At 60.7% G+C, this 22,332-nt stretch carries 19 protein-coding genes; 17 read left to right on the forward strand and 2 right to left on the reverse strand.

What is annotated here, in order from left to right; translation table 11 throughout:
• The 16 genes from ACYJRZ_RS20200 to ACYJRZ_RS20275 all read left to right on the forward strand — a co-directional run bounded on the left by ACYJRZ_RS20200 (window position 1) and on the right by ACYJRZ_RS20275 (window position 19,006).
• The gene (locus ACYJRZ_RS20200; protein ID WP_004107862.1) at window positions 1-780 is read left to right on the forward strand and encodes a succinate dehydrogenase iron-sulfur subunit; all 780 of its coding nucleotides are present in this window, start codon (window positions 1-3) and stop codon (window positions 778-780) included.
• A gap of 336 nt (window positions 781-1,116) precedes the next feature.
• A complete protein-coding gene (locus ACYJRZ_RS20205; protein WP_459462137.1) occupies window positions 1,117-1,644 on the forward strand; it encodes a protease inhibitor Inh/omp19 family protein in 528 nt (175 codons plus the stop codon).
• 62 nt (window positions 1,645-1,706) lie between these two features.
• Entirely contained in the window at window positions 1,707-2,870 is a 1,164-nt protein-coding gene (zapE, locus tag ACYJRZ_RS20210) for a cell division protein ZapE (protein ID WP_459461896.1), read from the forward strand.
• A 179-nt stretch (window positions 2,871-3,049) separates the two neighbouring features.
• Complete coding sequence (gene mdh / locus ACYJRZ_RS20215; RefSeq protein ID WP_459461898.1) at window positions 3,050-4,012, forward strand: malate dehydrogenase; 963 nt, start codon at window positions 3,050-3,052, stop codon at window positions 4,010-4,012.
• A gap of 27 nt (window positions 4,013-4,039) precedes the next feature.
• Window positions 4,040-5,233, forward strand: a complete 1,194-nt coding sequence (gene sucC / locus ACYJRZ_RS20220; protein ID WP_152095821.1) for an ADP-forming succinate--CoA ligase subunit beta — start codon at window positions 4,040-4,042, stop codon at window positions 5,231-5,233.
• Between the two features lie 5 nt (window positions 5,234-5,238).
• Window positions 5,239-5,730: a DUF1579 family protein gene (locus tag ACYJRZ_RS20225; protein ID WP_459461900.1), complete on the forward strand. Its 492-nt coding sequence runs from the start codon at window positions 5,239-5,241 to the stop codon at window positions 5,728-5,730.
• A 12-nt stretch (window positions 5,731-5,742) separates the two neighbouring features.
• Window positions 5,743-6,645 carry a succinate--CoA ligase subunit alpha gene (gene sucD / locus ACYJRZ_RS20230; protein WP_459461902.1) on the forward strand — a complete coding sequence of 301 codons (903 nt, stop codon included), beginning with the start codon at window positions 5,743-5,745 and terminating at the stop codon, window positions 6,643-6,645.
• 175 nt (window positions 6,646-6,820) lie between these two features.
• Window positions 6,821-9,805 carry a 2-oxoglutarate dehydrogenase E1 component gene (locus tag ACYJRZ_RS20235; RefSeq protein ID WP_459461904.1) on the forward strand — a complete coding sequence of 995 codons (2,985 nt, stop codon included), beginning with the start codon at window positions 6,821-6,823 and terminating at the stop codon, window positions 9,803-9,805.
• 244 nt (window positions 9,806-10,049) lie between these two features.
• A complete protein-coding gene (gene odhB / locus ACYJRZ_RS20240; protein WP_459461906.1) occupies window positions 10,050-11,288 on the forward strand; it encodes a 2-oxoglutarate dehydrogenase complex dihydrolipoyllysine-residue succinyltransferase in 1,239 nt (412 codons plus the stop codon).
• Window positions 11,289-11,302: 14 nt separating this feature from the next.
• Window positions 11,303-12,052, forward strand: coding sequence for a DUF4241 domain-containing protein (locus ACYJRZ_RS20245; protein WP_459461908.1), 750 nt, complete (start codon window positions 11,303-11,305; stop codon window positions 12,050-12,052).
• Window positions 12,049-12,576 carry a hypothetical protein gene (locus ACYJRZ_RS20250; RefSeq protein ID WP_459461910.1) on the forward strand — a complete coding sequence of 176 codons (528 nt, stop codon included), beginning with the start codon at window positions 12,049-12,051 and terminating at the stop codon, window positions 12,574-12,576. Before ACYJRZ_RS20245 ends, ACYJRZ_RS20250 begins: the two co-directional genes overlap by 4 nt.
• Window positions 12,573-13,328, forward strand: coding sequence for an SDR family oxidoreductase (locus tag ACYJRZ_RS20255; RefSeq protein WP_459461911.1), 756 nt, complete (start codon window positions 12,573-12,575; stop codon window positions 13,326-13,328). Before ACYJRZ_RS20250 ends, ACYJRZ_RS20255 begins: the two co-directional genes overlap by 4 nt.
• A 17-nt stretch (window positions 13,329-13,345) precedes the next feature.
• Window positions 13,346-13,984, forward strand: coding sequence for a LysE family translocator (locus ACYJRZ_RS20260; protein ID WP_459461913.1), 639 nt, complete (start codon window positions 13,346-13,348; stop codon window positions 13,982-13,984).
• A 28-nt stretch (window positions 13,985-14,012) separates the two neighbouring features.
• Window positions 14,013-15,419 carry a dihydrolipoyl dehydrogenase gene (gene lpdA / locus ACYJRZ_RS20265; protein WP_374822862.1) on the forward strand — a complete coding sequence of 469 codons (1,407 nt, stop codon included), beginning with the start codon at window positions 14,013-14,015 and terminating at the stop codon, window positions 15,417-15,419.
• 111 nt (window positions 15,420-15,530) lie between these two features.
• On the forward strand, window positions 15,531-18,392 hold the full coding sequence (locus ACYJRZ_RS20270) for a M16 family metallopeptidase (protein ID WP_459461915.1): 2,862 nt from the start codon (window positions 15,531-15,533) through the stop codon (window positions 18,390-18,392).
• A 101-nt stretch (window positions 18,393-18,493) separates the two neighbouring features.
• A complete protein-coding gene (locus ACYJRZ_RS20275) occupies window positions 18,494-19,006 on the forward strand; it encodes a DUF2867 domain-containing protein (RefSeq protein WP_459461917.1) in 513 nt (170 codons plus the stop codon).
• On the opposite strand, the gene ACYJRZ_RS20280 is transcribed toward ACYJRZ_RS20275, so the two are convergent.
• Both ACYJRZ_RS20280 and ACYJRZ_RS20285 read right to left on the reverse strand, forming a co-directional pair.
• The gene (locus tag ACYJRZ_RS20280; RefSeq protein ID WP_459461919.1) at window positions 18,984-20,075 is read right to left on the reverse strand and encodes a TraB/GumN family protein; all 1,092 of its coding nucleotides are present in this window, start codon (window positions 20,073-20,075) and stop codon (window positions 18,984-18,986) included. The two genes, ACYJRZ_RS20275 and ACYJRZ_RS20280, sit on opposite strands and share 23 nt — an antisense overlap.
• Window positions 20,076-20,204: 129 nt before the next feature.
• Complete coding sequence (locus ACYJRZ_RS20285) at window positions 20,205-21,140, reverse strand: tyrosine recombinase XerC (protein ID WP_459462139.1); 936 nt, start codon at window positions 21,138-21,140, stop codon at window positions 20,205-20,207.
• 224 nt (window positions 21,141-21,364) lie between these two features.
• Between ACYJRZ_RS20285 and ACYJRZ_RS20290 the strand changes: the two genes are divergently transcribed.
• Window positions 21,365-22,309 (forward strand): GNAT family N-acetyltransferase, encoded by a 945-nt coding sequence (locus ACYJRZ_RS20290; protein ID WP_459461921.1) that lies wholly within the window; start codon window positions 21,365-21,367, stop codon window positions 22,307-22,309.
• Window positions 22,310-22,332: the final 23 nt, after the last annotated feature.

Consider the following 22,332-nt stretch of genomic DNA (forward strand, 5'->3'; position numbering starts at 1 on the left):
ATGGTTGAACTCGCTCTCCCCAAGAACTCTCAGATGCGCGAAGGCAAGGTCTGGCCGAAGCCGGTCGGCGCCAAGAACACGCGCGAATTCCGCGTCTATCGCTGGAGCCCGGATGACGGCCAGAACCCGAGCATCGATACTTACTACATCGATGTCGACGATTGCGGCCCGATGGTGCTCGACGGTCTGCTCTACATCAAGAACAAGATCGACCCGACGCTGACGCTGCGCCGTTCCTGTCGCGAAGGCATTTGCGGCTCCTGCGCCATGAACATCGACGGGACCAACACGCTTGCCTGCACCAAGGGTCTGGACGAGATCAAGGGTACGGTGAAGGTCTATCCGTTGCCGCATATGCCCGTCGTCAAGGACCTCGTGCCGGATTTGACGAACTTCTACGCGCAGCACCGCTCGATCGAACCATGGCTGAAGACGGTCTCGCCGCCGCCGGCCAAGGAATGGAAGCAGAGCCATGAAGACCGCCTGAAGCTCGACGGTCTTTACGAATGCATTCTCTGCGCCTGCTGCTCGACATCCTGTCCGAGCTACTGGTGGAACGGCGACCGCTATCTCGGCCCGGCCGTGCTACTGCAGGCCTATCGCTGGCTGATCGATTCCAGAGACGAAGCCAAGGGCGAGCGCCTCGACAACCTCGAGGATCCCTTCCGCCTCTATCGCTGCCATACGATCATGAACTGCGCCCAGACTTGCCCGAAGGGTCTGAACCCGGCCAAGGCAATCGCCGAAATCAAGAAGATGATGGTCGAACGGCGGGTCTGATCCGCCGTTTGGGCCCTTTCACCGCAAAATCAAAATGCTTCGGCAAGCTCGCCGAAGCGCCGCATGTCCTGCAGGTGGTCCGCGAATGCTGCCCGTTGAGAGGGGCAGACGAGCACAGGCGGGCATCGGAGAAGCAACTGAATTGACCGTTGGCAGTCACTTTGGTTGAGTTGCAGCGGATTAAGCCTTGAAACCACCCGATTCTTGTCCAGCTATGGCCTTCGGCAATTTGTGGCGGTATCGACTTGATTAACCAAAGTGAAATACGATAATTCGGACATCATTAAATATCACTTTGCCGATGTCAGCGGTGGACAATCATTTAGGAGTGTGATGATGCAGTTTCGATATGCAGTGACGGCTGCGGCGATTGGTCTGTCGCTTGCCGGTTGCCAGCGCACGGCATACAACAACGACAGTTATTCTTCTCCGCCGCCACTGCAGGCTCAGCCTGTTCCTTCCGTACAATCCAGCCAGCTTCCGCCCCCAGGCGCCGGCAACGGTTCGCAGTTTCCCGCCGCTCCGGCGAGCGCGCCGAATGCAGCCAATCCGGCACAGCAGCAGGCGATGGCGGCTTCCGCCATGGATGTCACGAAGGAATCGATGGTCGGCAGCTGGAAGGTCAGCAACGGTGGATCGAGCTGCGATATGTTCCTGACGCTGACCAACCTCGGCAGCGGCTCGCGCGGCGGTACGCGCGGTTGCGCGGGCGAACTGACCTCGATGGGGTCGTGGGAGGTTTCCGGCAAGCAGGTCCTCCTGAAAAATCGCGATGGTTCGACCATCGGCACGCTCTACAAGACGGCCGCTGCACGCTTTGACGGTTCGACCGCTTCCGGCCAACCGCTCAGCCTCAGCCGATAAGCTTATTTGAAAGGGGCTGCATCCTTTGGATGCGCCCCATTTGCACAGGCGGATATTTCCCCATGCAGCCCATGCCAGATTATTCGCTCAGCGTCTGCGAGCAGCTGAAGGCGCTGACCGCGTCCGGATCCCTTCAGGTGGACTCGGCGCAGATGGATGTGGCGAAGATGCTGGACCGCGTGCTTTCCGATCTCAAACGGAAGCGGCCGGCAGCCAAATCCAGTGCGCTGGGGTGGATGTTTGCCGCGCGCAAGAAGTCCATAGAAACGATCAAAGGCCTTTATATTCACGGCAGCGTCGGTCGTGGCAAGACCATGTTGATGGACATGTTCTTTTCGATGGCGCCATGCGAGAAGAAGCGCCGGGCGCATTTCTTCGAGTTCATGACCGATGTGCACAACCGGATTGCGGCGCAGCGGCTGAAATTCAAGAACGGCGAGACGAAGCACGCCGACCCCATACCGCCTGTTGCCGCTGATCTTTACGCTGAAGCCGAGCTACTGTGCTTCGATGAATTCACTGTAACCGATATTGCCGACGCGATGATCCTCTCGCGGTTGTTTTCCGAGCTGTTCTCGCTCGGCTGCGTGCTGATCGCTACTTCGAATGTCGAGCCGGACAATCTCTATCGCGATGGGCTCAATCGCGGCCTTTTCCTGCCCTTCATCGGTCTCTTGAAGAAGCATGTCGATATTGTGACGCTGGATTCGCCGACCGATTACCGCATGGAAAAGCTGAACAGCCAGCCGGTTTATCTGACGCCGCTTGACCAGCGCACCGACATGGCGATGGATGCTTCCTGGATGCAGGCACTGCATGGGCGCAAGGCGCAGCCGGCGGAGATCCCGATGAAGGGGCGCTCCATCCACGTCCCGCTCGCCGTCGATCGCATGGCGCGTTTTTCCTTTGTCGATCTTTGCGACGCGCCGCTCGGGCCCGCCGATTTTCTCGCCATTGCCGAGCGTTTCGATACGATCTTTCTCGATCGCGTACCGAAGCTTGGTCCGGATAAGCGGAACCAAACGAAGCGTTTCATCATTCTGGTCGATACGCTCTACGATCATAATATCCGTCTTTACGTCTCGGCAGCCGCAATGCCGGAAGAGTTGCTCGTGGAGCGGCGGGGCACCGAAGGCTTCGAATTCGACCGCACAGCCTCACGGCTTTTCGAGATGCGCAGCGCCGAATATCTCGCGCAGACTCCGGCAAGGCGCGCCGCCGAGTAACAAATCGGTGACAAAATGTCTTACGTTTACGTAAGACATTTTCGATCTAACCGATTGAAATTCCTGATCTCAAAATAATCAATTGCCAATTTCGGCCATTGGGTCTATGCGAATGGCGGCAAAGATGGATGCCTTGCAGGTGTCCCGCCACGGATTTTGATCGCAAAGGATACACCGAAATGGCGCGCAACAAGATCGCACTTATTGGTTCTGGCATGATTGGTGGCACGCTGGCGCATCTCGCCGGCCTGAAGGAACTGGGCGACATCGTCCTGTTCGACATCGCGGACGGCATTCCTCAGGGCAAGGGCCTCGACATCGCCCAGTCCTCTCCCGTCGAGGGCTTCGACGCAAACCTCACCGGCGCCAGCGACTATTCCGCGATCGAAGGCGCTGACGTCTGCATCGTCACCGCCGGCGTTCCCCGCAAGCCGGGCATGAGCCGCGACGATCTTCTCGGCATCAACCTCAAGGTCATGGAGCAGGTCGGCGCCGGTATCAAGAAGTATGCCCCGAACGCCTTCGTGATCTGCATCACCAATCCGCTCGACGCCATGGTCTGGGCGCTGCAGAAGTTCTCGGGCCTGCCAACCAACAAGGTCGTCGGCATGGCTGGCGTGCTCGACTCGTCGCGCTTCCGCCTCTTCCTTGCCAAGGAATTCAACGTATCGGTCGAAGACGTCACGGCATTCGTTCTCGGCGGCCACGGCGACTCGATGGTTCCGCTCGCCCGCTACTCCACCGTTGCCGGCATTCCGCTGACAGATCTCGTCAACATGGGCTGGCTCACTGCCGACCGCCTCGAAGAAATCATCCAGCGCACCCGTGACGGCGGCGCCGAGATCGTCGGCCTGCTCAAGACCGGCTCTGCCTATTATGCTCCGGCCGCTTCCGCCATCGCAATGGCCGAATCCTACCTCAAGGACAAGAAGCGCGTCCTGCCTTGCGCTGCCTATCTGTCCGGCCAGTATGGCGTGAAGGACATGTATGTCGGCGTTCCCACCGTCATCGGTGCCGGCGGCATCGAGCGCGTCATCGAAATCGACCTGAACAAGGCCGAAAAGGAAGCCTTCGACAAGTCGGTCGCAGCCGTTGCCGGCCTCTGCGAAGCCTGCGCCACGATCGCGCCGTCGCTGAAGTAATTTCCGCGTTATAACAGGGATAGACCCATGAACATTCACGAATACCAGGCCAAGGCGCTGTTGAAGAGCTATGGCGCACCCGTCGCGGACGGCGTTGCCATCTTCTCCGCCGATGAAGCCGCCGCTGCTGCCAAGCAGCTTCCAGGCCCGCTTTACGTCGTCAAGAGCCAGATCCACGCAGGTGGTCGCGGCAAGGGCAAGTTCAAGGAACTCGGCCCGGACGCCAAGGGTGGCGTTCGCCTTGCCAAGTCGGTCGACGAAGTCGTTGCCAACGCCAAGGAAATGCTCGGCCACACGCTGGTCACCAAGCAGACCGGCCCGGCCGGCAAGCAGGTTAACCGCCTCTATATCGAAGACGGCGCCGATATCGACCGCGAACTCTACCTCTCGATTTTGGTCGACCGCTCCGTCGGTCAGGTCGCTTTCGTTGTTTCGACGGAAGGCGGCATGGATATCGAGACCGTTGCGCATGACACGCCGGAAAAGATCATTACCGTCGCCATCGACCCGTCGACGGGCGTGACGGCTGCCAACACGGCTGCTCTTTCCGATGCGCTGAAGCTCGAGGGTGCTGCCCGCGAAGATGCCGCCAAGCTCTTCCCGATCCTTTATAAGGCCTTCGTCGAGAAGGATATGGCACTCCTCGAAGTCAACCCGCTGATCGTCATGACCAACGGCCGCCTGCGCGTTCTCGACGCCAAGGTTTCCTTCGACGGCAATGCGCTCTTCCGCCATGAAGACATCCGCGCCCTGCGCGACACGACGGAAGAAGACGAAAAGGAAATCCAGGCTCACGAATATGATCTCGCCTATGTCGCCCTCGACGGCAACATCGGCTGCATGGTCAACGGCGCCGGTCTTGCCATGGCAACCATGGACATCATCAAGCTCTACGGCGCTGAGCCGGCGAACTTCCTTGATGTCGGCGGTGGCGCCACCAAGGAAAAGGTCACGGCCGCCTTCAAGATCATCACTGCCGATCCGGCTGTCCAGGGCATTCTGGTCAACATCTTCGGCGGCATCATGAAGTGCGACGTCATTGCCGAAGGCGTGCTCGCAGCCGTGAAGGAAGTCGGTCTGAAGGTTCCGCTCGTCGTGCGCCTCGAAGGCACCAATGTCGAGCTCGGCAAGAAGATCATCAACGAATCCGGTCTCAACGTCATCTCCGCAGATGACCTGGACGATGCCGCCCAGAAGATCGTGAAGGCAGTCAAGGGCTGATCGGGATGGCTGCTTCCTTCGCTCCAACGGCTGCACATCTCCGCCTCGGTGCCTTTGCCGGCACCTGGGAAGGGGAAGAGCATGTCGCGGCTTCGGCCTGGACGAAGGAAGGAACGGCAACCGCGCAGCTCATGGCGGAGTGTCTGTTCGGCGGATTTTTTGTCGAGCAGCGCTACGTGCAGACGCGGGACGGCAGCACGTCGTTCGAAGCCCGGAACATTCTTGGCTTTGACGCTGCGGATCAGGCCTACAAGCTCTATCAGTTCGATACGGTGGGCTTTGCGCCCGCCGCTCCGGCCTCCGGTGAATGGATCGACGATAAGCTTGTCCTGACCAGGGTCTCGCCGCGCGGCCAGCAACGCACTCTCTTCCAGTTCGAAAATGAAGACTGCTACCGCATGGGCGTCACTTTTGCGCCTGCCGGCAGCGATACATGGCAGGAGGTCGTCAGCGGTGTCTATCGCCGCGTTGCCTCCGCGTCTTCCAACCTCTCGTAACAAAGGCCTCGCATGTCTATTCTCATCAACAAAGACACCAAGGTTCTGGTTCAGGGCCTGACCGGCAGGACCGGCACTTTCCACACTGAACAGGCTCTTGCCTATCACGGCACGAAGATGGTCGGCGGTATCCACCCCTCCAAGGGCGGTGAAACCTGGACCGGCTCCAAGGGCGAAAAGCTGCCGATCTTCAAGTCGGTCGCCGAAGGCAAGGACGCAACCGGCGCCAACGCTTCGGTTATCTACGTACCGCCGGCAGGCGCCGCAGCTGCGATCCTCGAAGCAATCGAAGCCGAGATCCCGCTCATCGTCTGCATCACGGAAGGCATTCCGGTTGCCGACATGGTCAAGGTCAAGGATCGTCTGATCAAGTCGAAGTCGCGCCTGATCGGACCGAACTGCCCGGGCGTTCTTACCCCGAACGAATGCAAGATCGGCATTATGCCGGGCTCCATCTTCAAGAAGGGCTCGGTCGGCGTTCTCTCGCGTTCCGGCACGCTGACCTACGAAGCCGTGTTCCAGACCACCAATGAAGGCCTAGGCCAGACGACGGCCGTCGGCATCGGCGGCGACCCGGTCAAGGGCACCGAATTCATCGACGTCCTCGAAATGTTCCTCGCCGATGACGAAACCAAGTCGATCATCATGATCGGCGAAATCGGCGGTTCGGCGGAAGAAGACGCGGCACAGTTCCTCAAGGACGAAGCCAAGAAGGGCCGCAAGAAGCCGATGGTCGGCTTCATCGCCGGCCGCACGGCACCTCCCGGCCGCACGATGGGCCATGCCGGCGCCGTCATCTCCGGCGGCAAGGGCGGCGCGGAAGACAAGATTGCAGCGATGGAATCGGCAGGCATCCGCGTGTCGCCGTCGCCGGCGCGTCTCGGCAAGACGCTAGTGGAAGTCCTGAAGGGCTGAGCCTACCTATAGCAAGGCCGGACGGGGCAACAGTCGCCTTGTCCCGTCCGGTTTCGACATTCGCAAGTGCATGCCGACGGCCTTCATGGCTGCGAACGAAATACGGTCGCCGGGGACCCGAAAACCGGCAATGCAAACAAGTTGGGAGACGGGCGAGAGCGCCCGCAGATTCACCATGGCAAGGCAAGAAGCCAACGAGCAATTTCAGATCACCTCGTTCCTGGATGGCGCCAATGCTGCCTATATCGAGCAGCTCTACGCGCGCTATGAGGATGATCCTTCATCGGTCTCCGACGAGTGGCGGTCTTTCTTCAAGGCGCTCGAGGATAGTCCCGACGATGTGAAGAAGGCAGCCCAGGGCGCCTCCTGGCGGCGCAAGAACTGGCCGATCCAGCCGAAGGGCGATCTGGTTTCCGCGCTAGACGGCGACTGGGGCGTTGTCGAGAAGGTCATCGAAACCAAGCTGAAGGCGAAGGCCGAAACCGCCGGTACGCCGACGAGCGCGGCCGACGTCCTGCAGGCGACGCGCGATTCCGTCCGCGCCATCATGATGATCCGCGCCTATCGCATGCGCGGCCACCTGCACGCCAAGCTCGATCCGCTTGGCATTGCCGCTCCGGTCGAAGATTATAAGGAACTGTCGCCGGAAGCCTATGGCTTCACCGAGGCCGACTTCGACCGCAAGATCTTCATCGACAACGTGCTCGGCCTCGAATTTGCGACGATTCGCGAGATGATCGAGATTCTCGAGCGCACCTACTGCTCCACCCTCGGCGTCGAATTCATGCACATCTCCAATCCGGAGGAAAAGGCATGGATTCAGGAGCGCATCGAAGGTCCGGACAAGGGCATCGCCTTCAATCCCGAGCGTAAGAAGGCCATCCTGCAAAAGATCATCGAAGCCGAGGGCTACGAGCAGTTCCTCGACGTCAAGTTCAAGGGCACCAAGCGCTTCGGCCTCGACGGCGGCGAATCGCTGATCCCGGCGCTCGAACAGATCCTGAAGAGCGGCAGCCAGCTCGGTCTCAGGGAAGCCGTGTTCGGCATGGCCCATCGCGGCCGCCTGAACGTGCTGTCCCAGGTCATGGGCAAGCCGCACCGCGCCATCTTCCACGAGTTCAAGGGCGGCTCCTACGCGCCTGACGAAGTCGAAGGTTCGGGCGACGTGAAGTACCATCTCGGCGCCTCCTCGGACCGTGATTTCGACGGTGCCAAGGTGCACGTCTCGCTGACGGCAAACCCGTCGCATCTGGAAATCGTCAATCCGGTCGTCATGGGCAAGGCGCGCGCCAAGCAGGATATGGGCGCCACCCAGTGGGACGGCGACATCATTCCGCTGTCGGAACGTGCCAAGGTCGTACCGCTGCTCATCCATGGTGACGCGGCTTTCGCCGGCCAGGGCGTCGTTGCCGAAATCCTCGGCCTTTCCGGTCTGCGCGGCCATCGCGTTGCCGGCACGATGCACGTCATCATCAACAACCAGATTGGCTTCACCACCAATCCGGCCTTCTCGCGCTCGTCGCCCTATCCGTCCGACGTCGCCAAGATGATCGAAGCGCCGATCTTCCACGTCAACGGCGACGATCCGGAAGCAGTCGTCTATGCCGCGAAGATCGCGACCGAATTCCGCATGAAGTTCCACAAGCCCGTTGTGGTCGACCTCTTCTGCTACCGCCGTTACGGCCATAATGAAGGCGATGAACCGTCCTTCACGCAGCCGAACATGTACAAGGTTATCCGCGCCCACAAGACGGTGCTGCAGCTCTACTCGCAGCGGCTGATCAGCGAAGGCGTGCTGACCGAAGGCGAAGTCGAGAAGATGAAGGCCGATTGGCGCGCCCATCTCGAGCAGGAGTTCGAGGCCGGCCAGTCCTACAAGCCGAACAAGGCCGATTGGCTTGACGGCGAGTGGTCCGGCCTGCACACGGCCGACAATGCCGACGAGCAGCGCCGCGGCAAGACAGCCGTGCCGATGAAGTCGCTGAAGGAAATCGGCCGCAAGCTGTCGGAAATCCCGGCCGGCTTCCATGCGCACCGCACCATCCAGCGCTTCATGGAAAACCGCGCCAACATGGTGCAGACCGGCGAGGGCATTGATTGGGCCATGGCGGAAGCCCTGGCCTTCGGTTCGCTGGTCGTCGAGGGCCACAAGATCCGCCTGTCCGGTCAGGATTGCGAACGCGGCACCTTCTCACAGCGTCATTCGGTTCTCTACGATCAGGAGACCGAAGAGCGTTACATCCCGCTCGCCAATCTCTCGCCGACCCAGGCTCGTTACGAAGTCATCAACTCGATGCTGTCGGAAGAGGCGGTTCTCGGCTTCGAATACGGCTATTCGCTTGCCCGTCCGAATGCGCTGACCCTCTGGGAAGCACAGTTCGGCGACTTCGCCAACGGTGCACAGGTCGTATTCGACCAGTTCATCTCGTCGGGCGAACGCAAGTGGCTGCGCATGTCCGGTCTCGTCTGCCTGCTGCCGCATGGCTATGAAGGTCAGGGTCCGGAACACTCTTCCGCCCGCCTGGAACGCTATCTGCAGCTCTGCGCTGAGGATAACATGCAGGTCGCCAACGTCACGACGCCGGCCAACTACTTCCACATCCTGCGGCGTCAGCTGAAGCGCGACTTCCGCAAGCCGCTGATCCTGATGACGCCGAAGTCGCTGCTGCGCCACAAGCGTGCGGTGTCGACGCTGGCAGAGATGGCGGGCGAAAGCTCCTTCCACCGCCTGCTATGGGACGATGCGGAGCTGATCAAGGATGGCCCGATCAAGCTGCAGAAGGACAACAAGATCCGTCGCGTCGTCATCTGCTCGGGCAAGGTCTATTACGACCTTCTGGAAGAGCGCGAGAAGCGCGGCATCGACGACATCTACCTGCTGCGCATCGAACAGCTCTATCCGTTCCCGGCCAAGGCGCTCATCAACGAGCTCAGCCGCTTCCGCAATGCGGAAATGGTCTGGTGCCAGGAAGAACCGAAGAACATGGGTGCATGGTCCTTCATCGACCCGTATCTGGAATGGGTGCTTGCCCATATCGATGCGAAGTATCAGCGCGTTCGTTACACCGGCCGTCCGGCTGCCGCCTCTCCGGCGACGGGCCTGATGTCCAAGCATCTGTCGCAGCTTGCGGCGTTCCTCGAGGACGCGCTCGGCGGTTGAGGGTTGCGCGATGACCGGTTTTCGTTTGAAAGTCGCGGCATCGCGTCCCAGCCTTCCGCATGATGCGACGGGGGAGAAGATGGCTGTCATGAAGAAACATGCCGCCTATCGCCGCAATCAGGTAAATGCCCGGTCGACTGCTGTGGTCGTTCGGGCGCTTGCGTCGCGGCGTATCACTCGTCCCCCGGCATCTGTCGCCGAAATTCCATTCAACTCATAAAGACGAAAAATCAGGATTTGAACAATGGCCACTGAAATCCGCGTTCCTACCCTCGGCGAATCCGTCAGCGAAGCGACCGTCGGTACCTGGTTCAAGAAGGTCGGCGATGCCATCAAGGCCGATGAGCCGCTTCTCGAACTTGAAACCGACAAGGTGACGATCGAAGTTCCGGCGCCTGCTGCCGGCACGCTTTCCGAAATCGTTGCCCAGGCCGGCGAAACCGTAGGTCTTGGCGCGCTGCTCGGCCAGATCTCTGCAGGCAACGGCGCTGCCGCCGCCCCCGCACAGGCTGCTGCACCCGCCGCCGCTGCTCCGGCGCCTGCCGCCGCTGCACCGGTTGCCGCTCCCGCCGTTTCCGCTCCGGCTTCTTCCATGCCGCCGGCACCCGCTGCCGGTAAGCTGCTTGCCGAAAACAATCTCTCAGCCGATCAGGTCGAAGGCAGCGGCAAGCGCGGCCAGGTCCTGAAGGGCGATGTGATCGCTGCCGTTGCCAAGGCTGCATCGGCTCCGGCCGCACCGGCAGCACCGGTTGCCGCCCGCGCGCCGACCGCTGTCGAGGACGTCAACCGCGAAGAGCGCGTCAAGATGACCCGCCTGCGCCAGACGATCGCCAAGCGCCTCAAGGATGCGCAGAACACCGCCGCCATGCTCACCACCTACAACGAGGTGGACATGAAGGCCGTCATGGATCTTCGCAACAAGTACAAGGACATCTTCGAGAAGAAGCATGGCGTGAAGCTCGGCTTCATGGGCTTCTTCACCAAGGCCGTCACCCATGCGTTGAAGGAACTGCCCGCTGTCAACGCCGAGATCGACGGCACCGACATCATCTACAAGAACTACTGCCACGTCGGCATGGCTGTCGGCACCGACAAGGGTCTTGTCGTTCCTGTCATCCGCGACGCCGACCAGATGTCGATCGCGGAAGTCGAGAAGGAGCTTGGCCGTCTGGCGAAGGCTGCTCGCGACGGCTCTCTGTCGATGGCCGACATGCAGGGCGGCACCTTCACCATCACCAATGGCGGCGTCTACGGTTCGTTGATGTCCTCGCCGATCCTGAATGCGCCGCAGTCAGGCATTCTCGGCATGCACAAGATCCAGGAGCGCCCGGTCGCCATCGGCGGTCAGGTCGTCATCCGCCCGATGATGTATCTGGCGCTCTCCTACGATCACCGCATCGTCGACGGCAAGGAAGCGGTTACCTTCCTCGTGCGCGTCAAGGAAAGCCTGGAAGATCCGGAACGTCTCGTTCTCGATCTCTAAGGGAGCGTTGGATCATGTCGACATGGCCCATGCGGACGCTGCGCGGATTGCTATGCGCCGTCGCCGCATGGGTGCCATCGTCGGCCGGCACGGCCGAACTCGACATTTCCAAGCTCAGCAGCAATCTCGATCTGGCGTCGCTTGGCGACGCCGATCTTGCCGCCCGCTCGATCAACATCCTGCGCATCGGCAAGGTGGAGCTGACCTCCGGGCGCATCGTCGCCAGCGACCCGCTCGTCGGGCCCGACCGAGCGGCATTTACCCGCACCGTTTCTCCTGGCGATTATCCCGTCACCTTGTATCAGGCCTTCGGCCGCATCGCTGCGGCCAGCATGCGTTTTGCTGAGGGCAAGCCGGTGCGCTGGGATCTGGCGGTGGTCCCCGGTCAGGATATCAATTCGCTGAAGAATGACGAATTCTTCGGTTATCCCGTCGATGCCGGCCTCGGTTGCTACATGGATGCCGATACCTATGCGCTGATCCAGGAGCGCGAAAAGCAGGTCCGTACCGAGACGTCGTCGTCGGATATCAACTACTACGACGACGTCCTGGCATCCGAGCTGCAGCCGAATAACGACGACTATGCCCTGCATCGGCCCGTATCTGGCAAACGCGGCAATGTCGCCGTTTTCTCGAGCGGCTGGGGCGATGGCTTCTATCCGGTGTTCTGGGGGCTGGATGCCGCCGGCAGGCCGCTGGTTCTGTTCACCGATTTCGGCGTTATGGAAAATGCCGACGGCCGGCGCGAGCCGGGAGGGCAATGACGATGCCGATCGCAACCACGATGAGCCGACTGGCCTCTATGCCTTGGATAATGTTGGCCTCAGCCGTCAATCCCGTGCCGGCCTATGCGGAAGAATGCGTGCAGGAAAAGGCTGTCTATGTCGATATGGACAATGCCTATGAGCTCCGTTTCGAGCCTATGGAAGCGGAGTCATCCGTCAGCAACAGGTTCAAGCTCACAGTGCGCAACACCAATATCGTGGCCGATGGGATCGTGATGCGAACGGACGACCATTTGCGCGCCGATGGCCGGATCATGTTCGAATGCCCTGAAGGGGATGTAACGGGCGCTGATCTCAGGGCCTGCACGGTCTGGCAGGGCATGGTCTATGCTTCAGATCTGAAAGGTCATATTCGCGCGCTGCCGGCGGAAGGGGAAAATGCGGCCGATCGGCTTTTCCTGCCGGCGCTCGGTCCCTCGATCCAGAAATCGTCCCTCTGGGGCAAGGGCAAGGCGACTGTCGCGCCCTGGGATGTCCTTAGTCTGAAAGGATGCAATCAATGACCGACGATGCACCTGTTCTTCTGGTAACTGGCGGCAGCCGCGGCATCGGCGCGGCGATTTGTCTAGCAGCCGCTCGGCATGGCTGGGCCGTGGCGGTCAATTACGCCTCCAACCGGGATGCGGCCGACGCGGTGGTGCGGACGATCCGCGATGCCGGCGGCGAGGCGATCGCGATTGCCGGCGATGTCGGCAAGCCCAAGGATATCAAATCCGTCTTCGCCAAGATCGATGCGCATTTCGGTCGCATCGACGGGCTCGTCAACAATGCAGGTATTGTCGATGTCATCCAGCGTCTGGACGAGATGACACCGGAGCGGATCGACCGTATGTTTCGCATCAATGTCACCGGCTCGATGCTGGCGGCGGCCGAAGCCGTGCGCCGCATGTCGACCCGGCATGGCGGCAAGGGCGGGGTGATCGTCAACCTCTCATCCATGGCGGCGACGCTTGGCGGCGGCGGGCAATATGTCGATTATGCCGCTTCCAAGGGCGCGATCGATACGTTCACTGTCGGGCTTGCACGCGAGGTAGCTGCGGAAGGCATTCGGGTGAATGCGGTCCGGCCCGGCATCATCGATACTGATATCCATGCCGCCGCCGGCCTGCCGGATCGGGCGCGCGATATCGCACCACAATTGCCGATGAAGCGCTCGGGAACGGCCGATGAGGTTGCGGATGCCATCCTCTACCTACTGAGCCCGCATGCATCCTATATAACCGGTGCGCTGCTTGACGTGAGCGGCGGCCGCTGATCGGAAAGGGTCGACAGATGCAATATATTCTCGAATTCCTCGGCCTGATGGCGGTGTTCTCGATCTTCATCGTCATTCCGGGCGCCGACTTCGCCGTGATCCTGCGCCAGAGCATCGTGCATGGCCGCCGCGCTGCCATGATGACCGGGCTCGGCATGGGCTTCTCGCTGCTCTTCCACATCAGCTACACCATTCTCGGCCTCGGTCTGATCGTGTCGCAGTCGCTTGTCCTGTTCAGCCTGATCAAATGGGCAGGCGTGGCCTATCTCGTCTATCTCGGCTTCAAGTCCTTCCGCCAGCCGGGTTTCGAGGTGAAGGATGTCGAGATCACCGAGGAAGATCGCAAGCCGGTTTCCGTCTGGCGCTGCCTGGCGACGGGCTTCATCACCAACGCATTGAACCCGAAGCCGGTGCTGTTCTTCCTGTCGCTGTTTTCGACGCTCGTTCATCACGATACACCGGCCCTCATCCAGTTCAGCTACGGCATCGGCATGGCGGCGGCGCTTGTCGCCTGGTTTGCCGGCGTCTCCACCTTCTTCACCGTCAAGCCGGTGCGCGACCGTTTCATCGCATCGGGCAAATGGTTCAACCGCATCACCGGAGCGGCGCTTGTCGGCTTCGGCATCCGCCTCGCCTTGGCACGGGCGACAGACTAACAAAGATACTAAACAAGGAAATTAAAACATGTCCTACGATGTGATCATTATCGGAACCGGCCCCGGCGGCTATGTCTGCGCAGTCAAGGCAGCGCAGCTCGGCCTGAAGGTCGCGGTCGTCGAAAAGCGGGCGACCTATGGCGGCACTTGCCTCAACGTCGGCTGCATCCCCTCCAAGGCGCTGCTCCACGCTTCCGAAGTGTTCCATCATGCCGGCCATGGCATGGACGCGCTTGGCGTCGAGGTTGCCGCTCCGAAGCTCAATCTTGAAAAGATGCTGGCGCACAAAGATGCAACGGTTAAGTCTAACGTCGATGGCGTCGCCTTCCTGTTCAAGAAGAACAAGATCGATGCCTTCCAGGGCACCGGTAAGATTGTTTCGGCTGGCAAGGTTTCCGTCACGGCTGACGACGGCAAGGTGACCGAGATCGAAGGCAAGAACATCGTCATCGCCACCGGCTCCGACGTTGCCGGCATTCCTGGCGTTCCGCTTGAGATCGACGAGAAGGTCATCATCTCCTCGACTGGCGGCATCGCGCTCGACAAGGTTCCGGGCAAGATGATCGTGGTCGGCGGCGGCGTCATCGGCCTTGAGCTCGGTTCGGTCTGGTCGCGTCTCGGCGCCAAGGTCACCGTCGTCGAATATCTCGACACCATCCTCGGCGGCATGGACGGCGAAGTTTCCAAGCAGTTCCAGCGCATGCTCGCCAAGCAGGGTATCGAGTTTCATCTCGGCGCCAAGGTCGTCGGTGTGGAAAAAACCGGCAACGGCGCCAAGGTCACCTTCGAACCAGTCAAGGGCGGCGACAAGGTCGTGCTCGATGCCGACGTCGTTCTCGTTGCCACCGGCCGCAAGCCGTACACGGCAGGCCTCGGCCTCGAAGAAGCGGGTGTCGTACTCGATAATCGCGGCCGCGTCGAAATCGACGGTCACTTCAAGACAAATGTCGCGGGCATCTATGCCATCGGCGACGTCGTAAAGGGTCCGATGCTCGCCCACAAGGCAGAAGACGAGGGCGTGGCGCTTGCCGAGATCCTCGCCGGCCAAGCCGGCCATGTGAACTACGATGTCATTCCGAGCGTCGTCTACACGCAGCCGGAAGTCGCCTCCGTCGGCAAGACCGAGGAAGAGCTGAAGGCCGCAGGTATCGCCTACAAGGTCGGCAAGTTCCCGTTCTCCGCCAACGGCCGCGCCCGCGCCATGCTGGCAACGGACGGTTTCGTCAAGATCCTCGCTGACAAGGAAACGGACCGTGTTCTCGGCGGCCATATCGTCGGCTTCGGCGCCGGCGAGATGATTCACGAGATTGCCGTGTTGATGGAATTCGGCGGTTCGTCGGAAGACCTCGGCCGTACCTGCCACGCGCATCCGACGATGTCGGAAGCCGTCAAGGAAGCCGCGCTCGCGACCTTCTTCAAGCCGATCCATATGTAAGGTCGGGCTATCCCGGCGAGACAAGCGCCGGGATTGCAATGCTTGCCTGATGATGCGATGTACGGGCCCCGTGCATCGCATCACCCAATCGTTCTCACCAACAAAGCAAGCATGTCACGTCAAAACCCAGCCGGTCGTCTATCCCTGAAACTTTTCGTTGCGACAGCGATCGAATTCCTCGTTGCCGTTGCGGCTCCCGCCTATGCGGAAACGCCTGTCGCCAACTGGCCTCAGGCGGCAAGCGACCTGCCGGCGGAGCAGGGAATTCGTTTTGGGACCTTGCCGAACGGTATGCGCTATGCCGTCATGCACAATGCGACTCCGGCCGGTCAGGTGGCAATCCGCTTCCGTATCGGCGCTGGCTCCCTGCAGGAGCGCGACGACCAGCAGGGCTTGGCGCATTTCCTTGAGCATATGGCCTTCAAGGGCTCGACCCATGTGCCGGAAGGCGAGATGGTGCGCACCCTTCAGCGTCTCGGTCTTGCCTTCGGCGCGGATACCAATGCGTCCACGAGCTATGGCGAAACTGTTTATGCGCTTGATCTGCCGGAAGCCAATCCGGAGACGGTTTCGACTGGATTGATGCTGATGCGTGAGACGGCGAGCGAACTGACGCTCGATGCAGGCGCCTTCGACCGCGAGCGCGGTGTCATCCTTTCGGAAGAGAAGCTGCGTGACACGCCGCAATATCGCGGCGGGACCGGTTTGCTTGCGCAACTGCTACCGGGACAGCGTGTGCCGCAGCGCCCGCCGATCGGCAAAACCGATATCATCAGCAACGCCCCGATCGATCTGCTGCAGGATTTCTACCGCACCTATTATCGCCCCGATCGCGCCGCCCTGGTTGTCGTCGGCGATATCGATGCGGCCGCCATCGAAGCCGATATCCGCAACCGCTTCGGCAATTGGACCGCCGCCGCAGCTGCATCCGCAGACCCTGATCTCGGCACTCTCCAAAGCCATGGAGAGCGCGTCGGCACGGTCATCGTGCCGGGTGGTGCGACCCGCGTGCAGCTTGCCTGGACACGCCCCTACGATGCTTCGCCGGATACGGCTGTCAAGCGCCGCGCGCAGTTGGTGGAAGATATCGGCCTCGCCGTTCTCAATCGGCGCCTGTCAGTTTTGGCACAGCAGCCCAATCCGCCCTTCGTCAGTGCGCAGGCCGGCGCCCAGGATCTGCTGAAATCGGCCCATGTCGCGATGATTGCTGCCGATAGCGATCCCGCCAAGTGGCAGGGTGCCCTGGCGGCTATCGATCAGGAGCAGCGCCGCCTAGCGCAGTTCGGTGCCGACCAAAGCGAGATCGATCGGGAAATTACCGAATATCGCTCCACGCTCCAGGCTGCCGCGAACGGAGCCGCGACGCGCGCGAGCCCGGATATTGCCGGCTCGCTCAGCTGGAGCGTTGGCGAAAACATGGTCTTCACCTCGCCCGCGGACGATCTGGCGCTGTTTGACACCGCGATGAAGGACCTGCGGGCGGAAGAGGTTAACAAGGCTCTTCAGCGCGTCTTTACCGGCAATGGTCCGCAGCTGGTGCTGCAAATCCCGCAAATGCCCGAGGGTGGCGATGCCGCTGTCGAGAAGGCGTATTCCGACTCGCGCGCTGTGGCGGTGAAGGCGCCGGAACTGACGGCTTCGGTCGCATGGCCCTATACCGATTTCGGCAAGCCCGGCGATATCGTCGAACGCCGTGCCGTCGATGATCTCGGCGTGACTATGGTGCGTTTTGCCAATGGCGTCCGCCTGACCGTCAAGCCGACCAAGTATCGCGCCGATGAGGTTTTGGTGCGAGCTGAGGTCGGCCGCGGCAGGCTGGACCTGCCGAACGATCGTCGGTTGCCAATCTGGGCTGCGCCCGCGCTGCCGCTATCCGGCCTGAAAGCCATTGGCTATGACGACATGCAGAAGGCTTTTGCCGCAAAGGTCGTGAGCATCGATTTCGCCATTCAGGATGCCTCTTTCAAATTCGAGGGAACGACCCAGTCGCGCGACCTACAAACGCAATTACAGCTGCTGACCGCCTATGTTTCCGATGCGGCCTATCGTCTGGATGTCTTCAAGCGGGTCCAGCAAGCCTATCTGAACATGCTTCCCCAGCTTCAGGCGACGCCGGGCAGCGTGGTCGGGCGCGATCTTTCCGGGCTCCTGCACTCCGGCGATCCGCGTTGGGCATTCCCGGACCGGGCACAATTGATCGATGCGAAGCCGGAAGATTTCGAGGGCTTCATGCAGCCTGCTCTTTCGAAGGGGCCGATCGAGGTCATCATCGCCGGCGATATCGAGGTGGATGACGTCATTCGCTTGACGGCGCAGACCTTCGGCGCCTTGCCGGTTCGCGGCGACGAAGAGAAACAGGGTGACGGTTCCGGCGTACATTTTCCGGCACCCACGGCCGATCCGGTCGTTCGGCTCCATGACGGGCGTGGCGACAGCGCCGGTGCAGCCGTCGCCATGCCGATCGGCGACTTCCTGTCCGATCTGCCGCGCGCCGCCGCTGCCAATGTCGCCGGGGCGATCCTGCAGAATCGCCTGGTCGACCAGTTCCGCATCGCCGAGGGAGCGACCTACAGTCCTCTGGGCGAAGTCGATCTGTCGAGATCGATCCCCGGCTATGGTTTTGCCTATCTCTATGTCGAAACCACGCCCGCCAAGGTGGATCATTTCTTCGAGCTGGTGGATAAGATCGCCGCCGATCTCGGTCATGGAGACGTTTCGCCCGACGAGCTGACGCGGGCCAAGGTTCCGATCATCGAAGCGGTGAAGCGTTCGCAGCAGACCAACGGCTATTGGGTGCAGAATCTTCACGATGCTCAAAGCGATCCTCGGCGCCTCGACCGTATTCGCAGAAGCATCAGTGGCTACGAAGCCGTGACTGCCGAGGATGTCCGTGCCATCGCAACGACCTATCTGAAGCCAAACACATCCTGGCGACTGAAGATTTTGCCGGCCAACGCATCGGCGGTCCGGTAGTTTGTCATCTGCCGGCCAAATTGCCGCAGCCGGCTTTTGTTGGTCGGGTGGCAATGCAATGTGTGGTAGTCTGCAGCCGTCGAATAAAGGCGGATGAAATCATGTCTGCAAGGCCTTTGATGGTGAAACCCCTTATGCCGCATCCGGCCCTGCCGGATGCGGATTGGGCCGACTGCTACGAGCTGAAGATTTCGAACTCGGATCTGACGGCAATTGCTGCCGCCCGAGCAATGCTCAGCCGCTTTCCGCTTTGGGTGCGGCTGCTGATACGAGTGCGCGATGCGGTAACGGGCTTGTTCGGCTTGAGATCCAGCAGCGATCTTCGGGCGGAGGAGCGGGAAAAGATCGGCTTCTTTCCCGTCGTCAGCAAGTCCGACAATCAGGTCGTGCTCGGCTTCGACGACCGGCATCTCGATTTTCGGGTCGTCATCGACGTGCGTGATGACGATCAGGGGCGTCGGTTGGTCGATGCCACGACGCTCGTTCGGCGGAATATATTGCTCGGCCGGATCTATCTCGCAATCATCACGCCATTCCACCGGCTGATCGTCGCGACCATGCTTGCCGATCTCGGTAAGCGAATGCAAGCGGTCAGTTCACCGCCGTCACTGTGAAGCCCTGCTTGCGCAGCAGCGCCACGAGACCCTTGTCACCGACGAGATGAAGTGCGCCGACAGCGATGAAAGCATTGCCCTTGTCGAGAACCGCAGCCGCGCGTTCGGCCATGACCTTGTTGCGATCGAGGATGATGCGCTGCTCGAAGGCGGCGGTATCGGCATCGGTGATCTTCTGGTCCGGCTCGATCACCTTCAGCATCGGGATCATCGCGCCAATATTGCCGGCGAGATAGAGCTCCGTCATCGTTTCGTTGACGTCGTTGATCTTGTCGCCCAGTTCGAGCGTCTGCATCAGCGACTTCAGGTGCAGTGCGACCGGCAGATCGCTCATGGCCTTAGCCTGCTCGGCCAACGTTTCGAGACCGACGACCTTCTTGCCTTCGGCCGCAGCGTCGGTTGCGAGTTTCTGATCGAGGAATTTCGCGCCGGCCGTCTTGCGGCGAACCTCACAGCCCGTCATCTCGAAGGAGCTCGAGATCAGCCAGGGCTGCATGCGCGAGACGGCGGCGAGCGCAATGCCGCGCTCCTTCAGCCCTGCTTCAAGCCGCGCATTTTCTTCGGACGTGAGATGCTGGCTGATGGTCGAGCCGTCGGTGAGCATGGTGAGTGAAGGATTGGCGAAGAGGGCCGCGGCGGCTTTCTTGTCGTCGAGAATCTCATCCGATTCGACAACGATCGTATCAGCTGATGCAACGGCGTCTGCAGCGCCCTTCGGCATGGTGAGCACGCGCGTGTCCGAGACATGCATGGTGCCGAGCAGCCAGGACGGCTTCAGGCCGGGCTTTTCGATCTTCCAGAAGATGCCCTTGCCGTTTTCCATCTTGTCGCCGGCGGCGATGATGGTGGCGTATTTTGCTGGATCGTTCTTTTGAAGTTCGGCCATCAGATCCTTGCCGCCACAGCTATCGGACACAGCGCCTTCGGCATGGGCCGGCTGCAGCGTCAGTATGGTTGCGACCAACAGTACCGCGAGCATCAGCGGAAAGGCGGTTGCAAGCCAGAGCATGACATCGCCAAGCGTCGGCTTCATCGACCGCATCGTCTTGGACTCGAGGGCAGAAATCATCAAAATCTTCCGTTAGCAGAGGCGTGATCCCTAACGCTCGAAAGCGGCTTTCGGGAGGCATGCCGAGACAGGGTTTTACTTTACGTGAGCGAGACGGAAATTCCCTTAACGCGAGAGGTTAATCTTTTCTTATGCGCGAGGGTGGGCGCGGTCGTAGACCTCGAGCAGGCGCGAGGAATCGACGCCGGTATAGACCTGTGTTGTCGAGAGGCTGGCGTGGCCGAGCAGTTCCTGGATGGTGCGCAGATCGCCGCCGCCAGCCAGGAGATGGGTGGCAAAGGAATGACGGAGCGCGTGGGGTGTTGCTGTATCCGGCAGGCCGAATGCGCTGCGCAGTTTCTGCATGCCGTGCTGGATGATGCCCGGCTGCAGCTTGCCGCCGCGCGCGCCGCGAAAGAGGGCGCCATCGGCTTCGAGATGATAAGGGCAGAGCTTGCGATATTGATCGATCGCTTCGATGACGATCGACAGCAGAGGCACCAGGCGGGTCTTGTTGCCCTTACCGGTAATGCGCAGCGAGGTTGCGCCCGGCGGAAAATCCTGCGGCTTCAAATCCAGCGCCTCGGAAATGCGCAGGCCGCAGCCATAGAGCAGGGTCAGCACGGCGGCATCGCGCGCGGCGATCCACGGTTCCTCATGCAGCTGCGCCTCATCGCTGACGACGGTGATTGCCTGCCTGTCGGAAAGAGGCTTCGGCAGCGATTTCGGTTGTTTTGGCGAGCGCACCGCAGCCGCACCCGCAGCATTCACCAGACCCTTCTTTTCGAGATAGCGCAGCAGCGAGCGAAGCCCGGCGAGGTTGCGCCCGAGCGAACGCGCGCCCGCGCCATCCTTGCGGCGCGCTGCAAGAAAAGCGCGAAAGTCGGAGGAGCGGAGCGCGTGAATATCCTCGATCGTCGCCGGACCGCCGAGATGGCCGGTGAGGAAGGTCAGGAATTGCCGCGTATCGCGTTCGTAGGCATTCAGCGTATGGGCGGCGAGCCGCCGCTCTTGACCAAGCGCGTCGAGCCAGCGGTTGCGTTCCGCCATCAACCTGGAGTCGGCGATAACAAGCAATTCGTTCAGTGGAAAACCCCTTGAAATTCGCATTCCTTCTGCCACTTTGAAGGAAGGAAGGTTATGGAATCGCTAATTTTCCCACTGTTTCCGAGGCGTTTTCCTTCGTGTTGCGGAGAGCAGCTGGACTTCAATGAAACTGCATATGGTTCGCCTTCCATATGCGAGGCGCTTGTCATGCTTCGATCATATTCGATTGCGATAGAATATATCCCAACCATTCAGGATACTTCATGGCGCGCCGCGGCTCGATAACTGCATTGGGACAACTTGCAGAGGCGATCGCTTTGGTGTCTCAGGGCCAGCCCGGACATATTGTCGATACTCTCATCGCCGAGCGCGGGCAGAAGATCGTGCGCAATCCGCTCTGGCCGCTGATGCGCCCGTTTCTCTACACGCTGCTGCGCTACAACAAGGCGATCGAATTCGCCGATGATGTCGCCAAGCTCTCCGGCTTTCAGTGCTTCGAATATATGAGCGATCTGCTGCGGCTCGATATCGGCGTCACCCATGCCGATCGTATTCCGGCTAAGGGCGGCTTCATTCTCGTCAGCAATCATCCCACCGGCATTGCCGATGGCGTCGCTGTCTTCGATCTTCTGAAATCGCGCCGGCCCGACATGATGATCTTTGCTAACCGCGATGCGGTACGCGTCAACCCGCGCTTTGCCGAGATGATCATCCCGGTCGAATGGCGCGAGGAATATAAGAGCAAGCCAAAGACGCGCGAGACGCTGCAGCTGACCAACCGCGCCGTGGCGGAGGGCAAGGTGACCGTGCTCTTCCCGTCCGGCCGCATCGCCTACTGGGAAAACGGCAAACTGAACGAACGGCCGTGGAAGACCTCGGCCGTGGGGCTCGCACGCAAATACAATCTGCCGATCCTCCCCGTTCATCTGACGGCGCGCAATTCCGGCCTGTTCTACTGGTTCGCCAAATGGTCGACCGAGCTGCGCGACATGACCGTGTTCCACGAGTTGCTCAACAAGCGCGGCGACCGGTTCGATTTCCTCGTCGGCAACCTCATTCCCGTCGAGCATCTGGACGGCGACGTCAACGAGGCAACGAAGGCACTGGAGAAGCATACGGTCTTCGACCTTGCGGCGGATGGCAACGCGACCTTCTCGCCGCTTGTTCCTCCGAGTGAGGACGAGCCTCTGGTTTCGCATTCTCTTTAATATCGGAATCGGCTAAACCCTCG

Source organism: Rhizobium sp. No.120 (assembly GCF_054558365.1).

Bases quoted from the DNA above. Each gene is read 5' to 3' on its own strand.
- ACYJRZ_RS20200 (WP_004107862.1), top strand. From the start codon at position 1: ATGGTTGAACTCGCTCTCCCCAAGAACTCTCAGATGCGCGAAGGCAAG.
- ACYJRZ_RS20205 (WP_459462137.1), top strand. From the start codon at position 1,117: ATGCAGTTTCGATATGCAGTGACGGCTGCGGCGATTGGTCTGTCGCTT.
- zapE (WP_459461896.1), top strand. From the start codon at position 1,707: ATGCAGCCCATGCCAGATTATTCGCTCAGCGTCTGCGAGCAGCTGAAG.
- mdh (WP_459461898.1), top strand. From the start codon at position 3,050: ATGGCGCGCAACAAGATCGCACTTATTGGTTCTGGCATGATTGGTGGC.
- sucC (WP_152095821.1), top strand. From the start codon at position 4,040: ATGAACATTCACGAATACCAGGCCAAGGCGCTGTTGAAGAGCTATGGC.
- ACYJRZ_RS20225 (WP_459461900.1), top strand. From the start codon at position 5,239: ATGGCTGCTTCCTTCGCTCCAACGGCTGCACATCTCCGCCTCGGTGCC.
- sucD (WP_459461902.1), top strand. From the start codon at position 5,743: ATGTCTATTCTCATCAACAAAGACACCAAGGTTCTGGTTCAGGGCCTG.
- ACYJRZ_RS20235 (WP_459461904.1), top strand. From the start codon at position 6,821: ATGGCAAGGCAAGAAGCCAACGAGCAATTTCAGATCACCTCGTTCCTG.
- odhB (WP_459461906.1), top strand. From the start codon at position 10,050: ATGGCCACTGAAATCCGCGTTCCTACCCTCGGCGAATCCGTCAGCGAA.
- ACYJRZ_RS20245 (WP_459461908.1), top strand. From the start codon at position 11,303: ATGTCGACATGGCCCATGCGGACGCTGCGCGGATTGCTATGCGCCGTC.
- ACYJRZ_RS20250 (WP_459461910.1), top strand. From the start codon at position 12,049: ATGACGATGCCGATCGCAACCACGATGAGCCGACTGGCCTCTATGCCT.
- ACYJRZ_RS20255 (WP_459461911.1), top strand. From the start codon at position 12,573: ATGACCGACGATGCACCTGTTCTTCTGGTAACTGGCGGCAGCCGCGGC.
- ACYJRZ_RS20260 (WP_459461913.1), top strand. From the start codon at position 13,346: ATGCAATATATTCTCGAATTCCTCGGCCTGATGGCGGTGTTCTCGATC.
- lpdA (WP_374822862.1), top strand. From the start codon at position 14,013: ATGTCCTACGATGTGATCATTATCGGAACCGGCCCCGGCGGCTATGTC.
- ACYJRZ_RS20270 (WP_459461915.1), top strand. From the start codon at position 15,531: ATGTCACGTCAAAACCCAGCCGGTCGTCTATCCCTGAAACTTTTCGTT.
- ACYJRZ_RS20275 (WP_459461917.1), top strand. From the start codon at position 18,494: ATGTCTGCAAGGCCTTTGATGGTGAAACCCCTTATGCCGCATCCGGCC.
- ACYJRZ_RS20280 (WP_459461919.1), bottom strand. From the start codon at position 20,075: ATGATTTCTGCCCTCGAGTCCAAGACGATGCGGTCGATGAAGCCGACG.
- ACYJRZ_RS20290 (WP_459461921.1), top strand. From the start codon at position 21,365: ATGGCGCGCCGCGGCTCGATAACTGCATTGGGACAACTTGCAGAGGCG.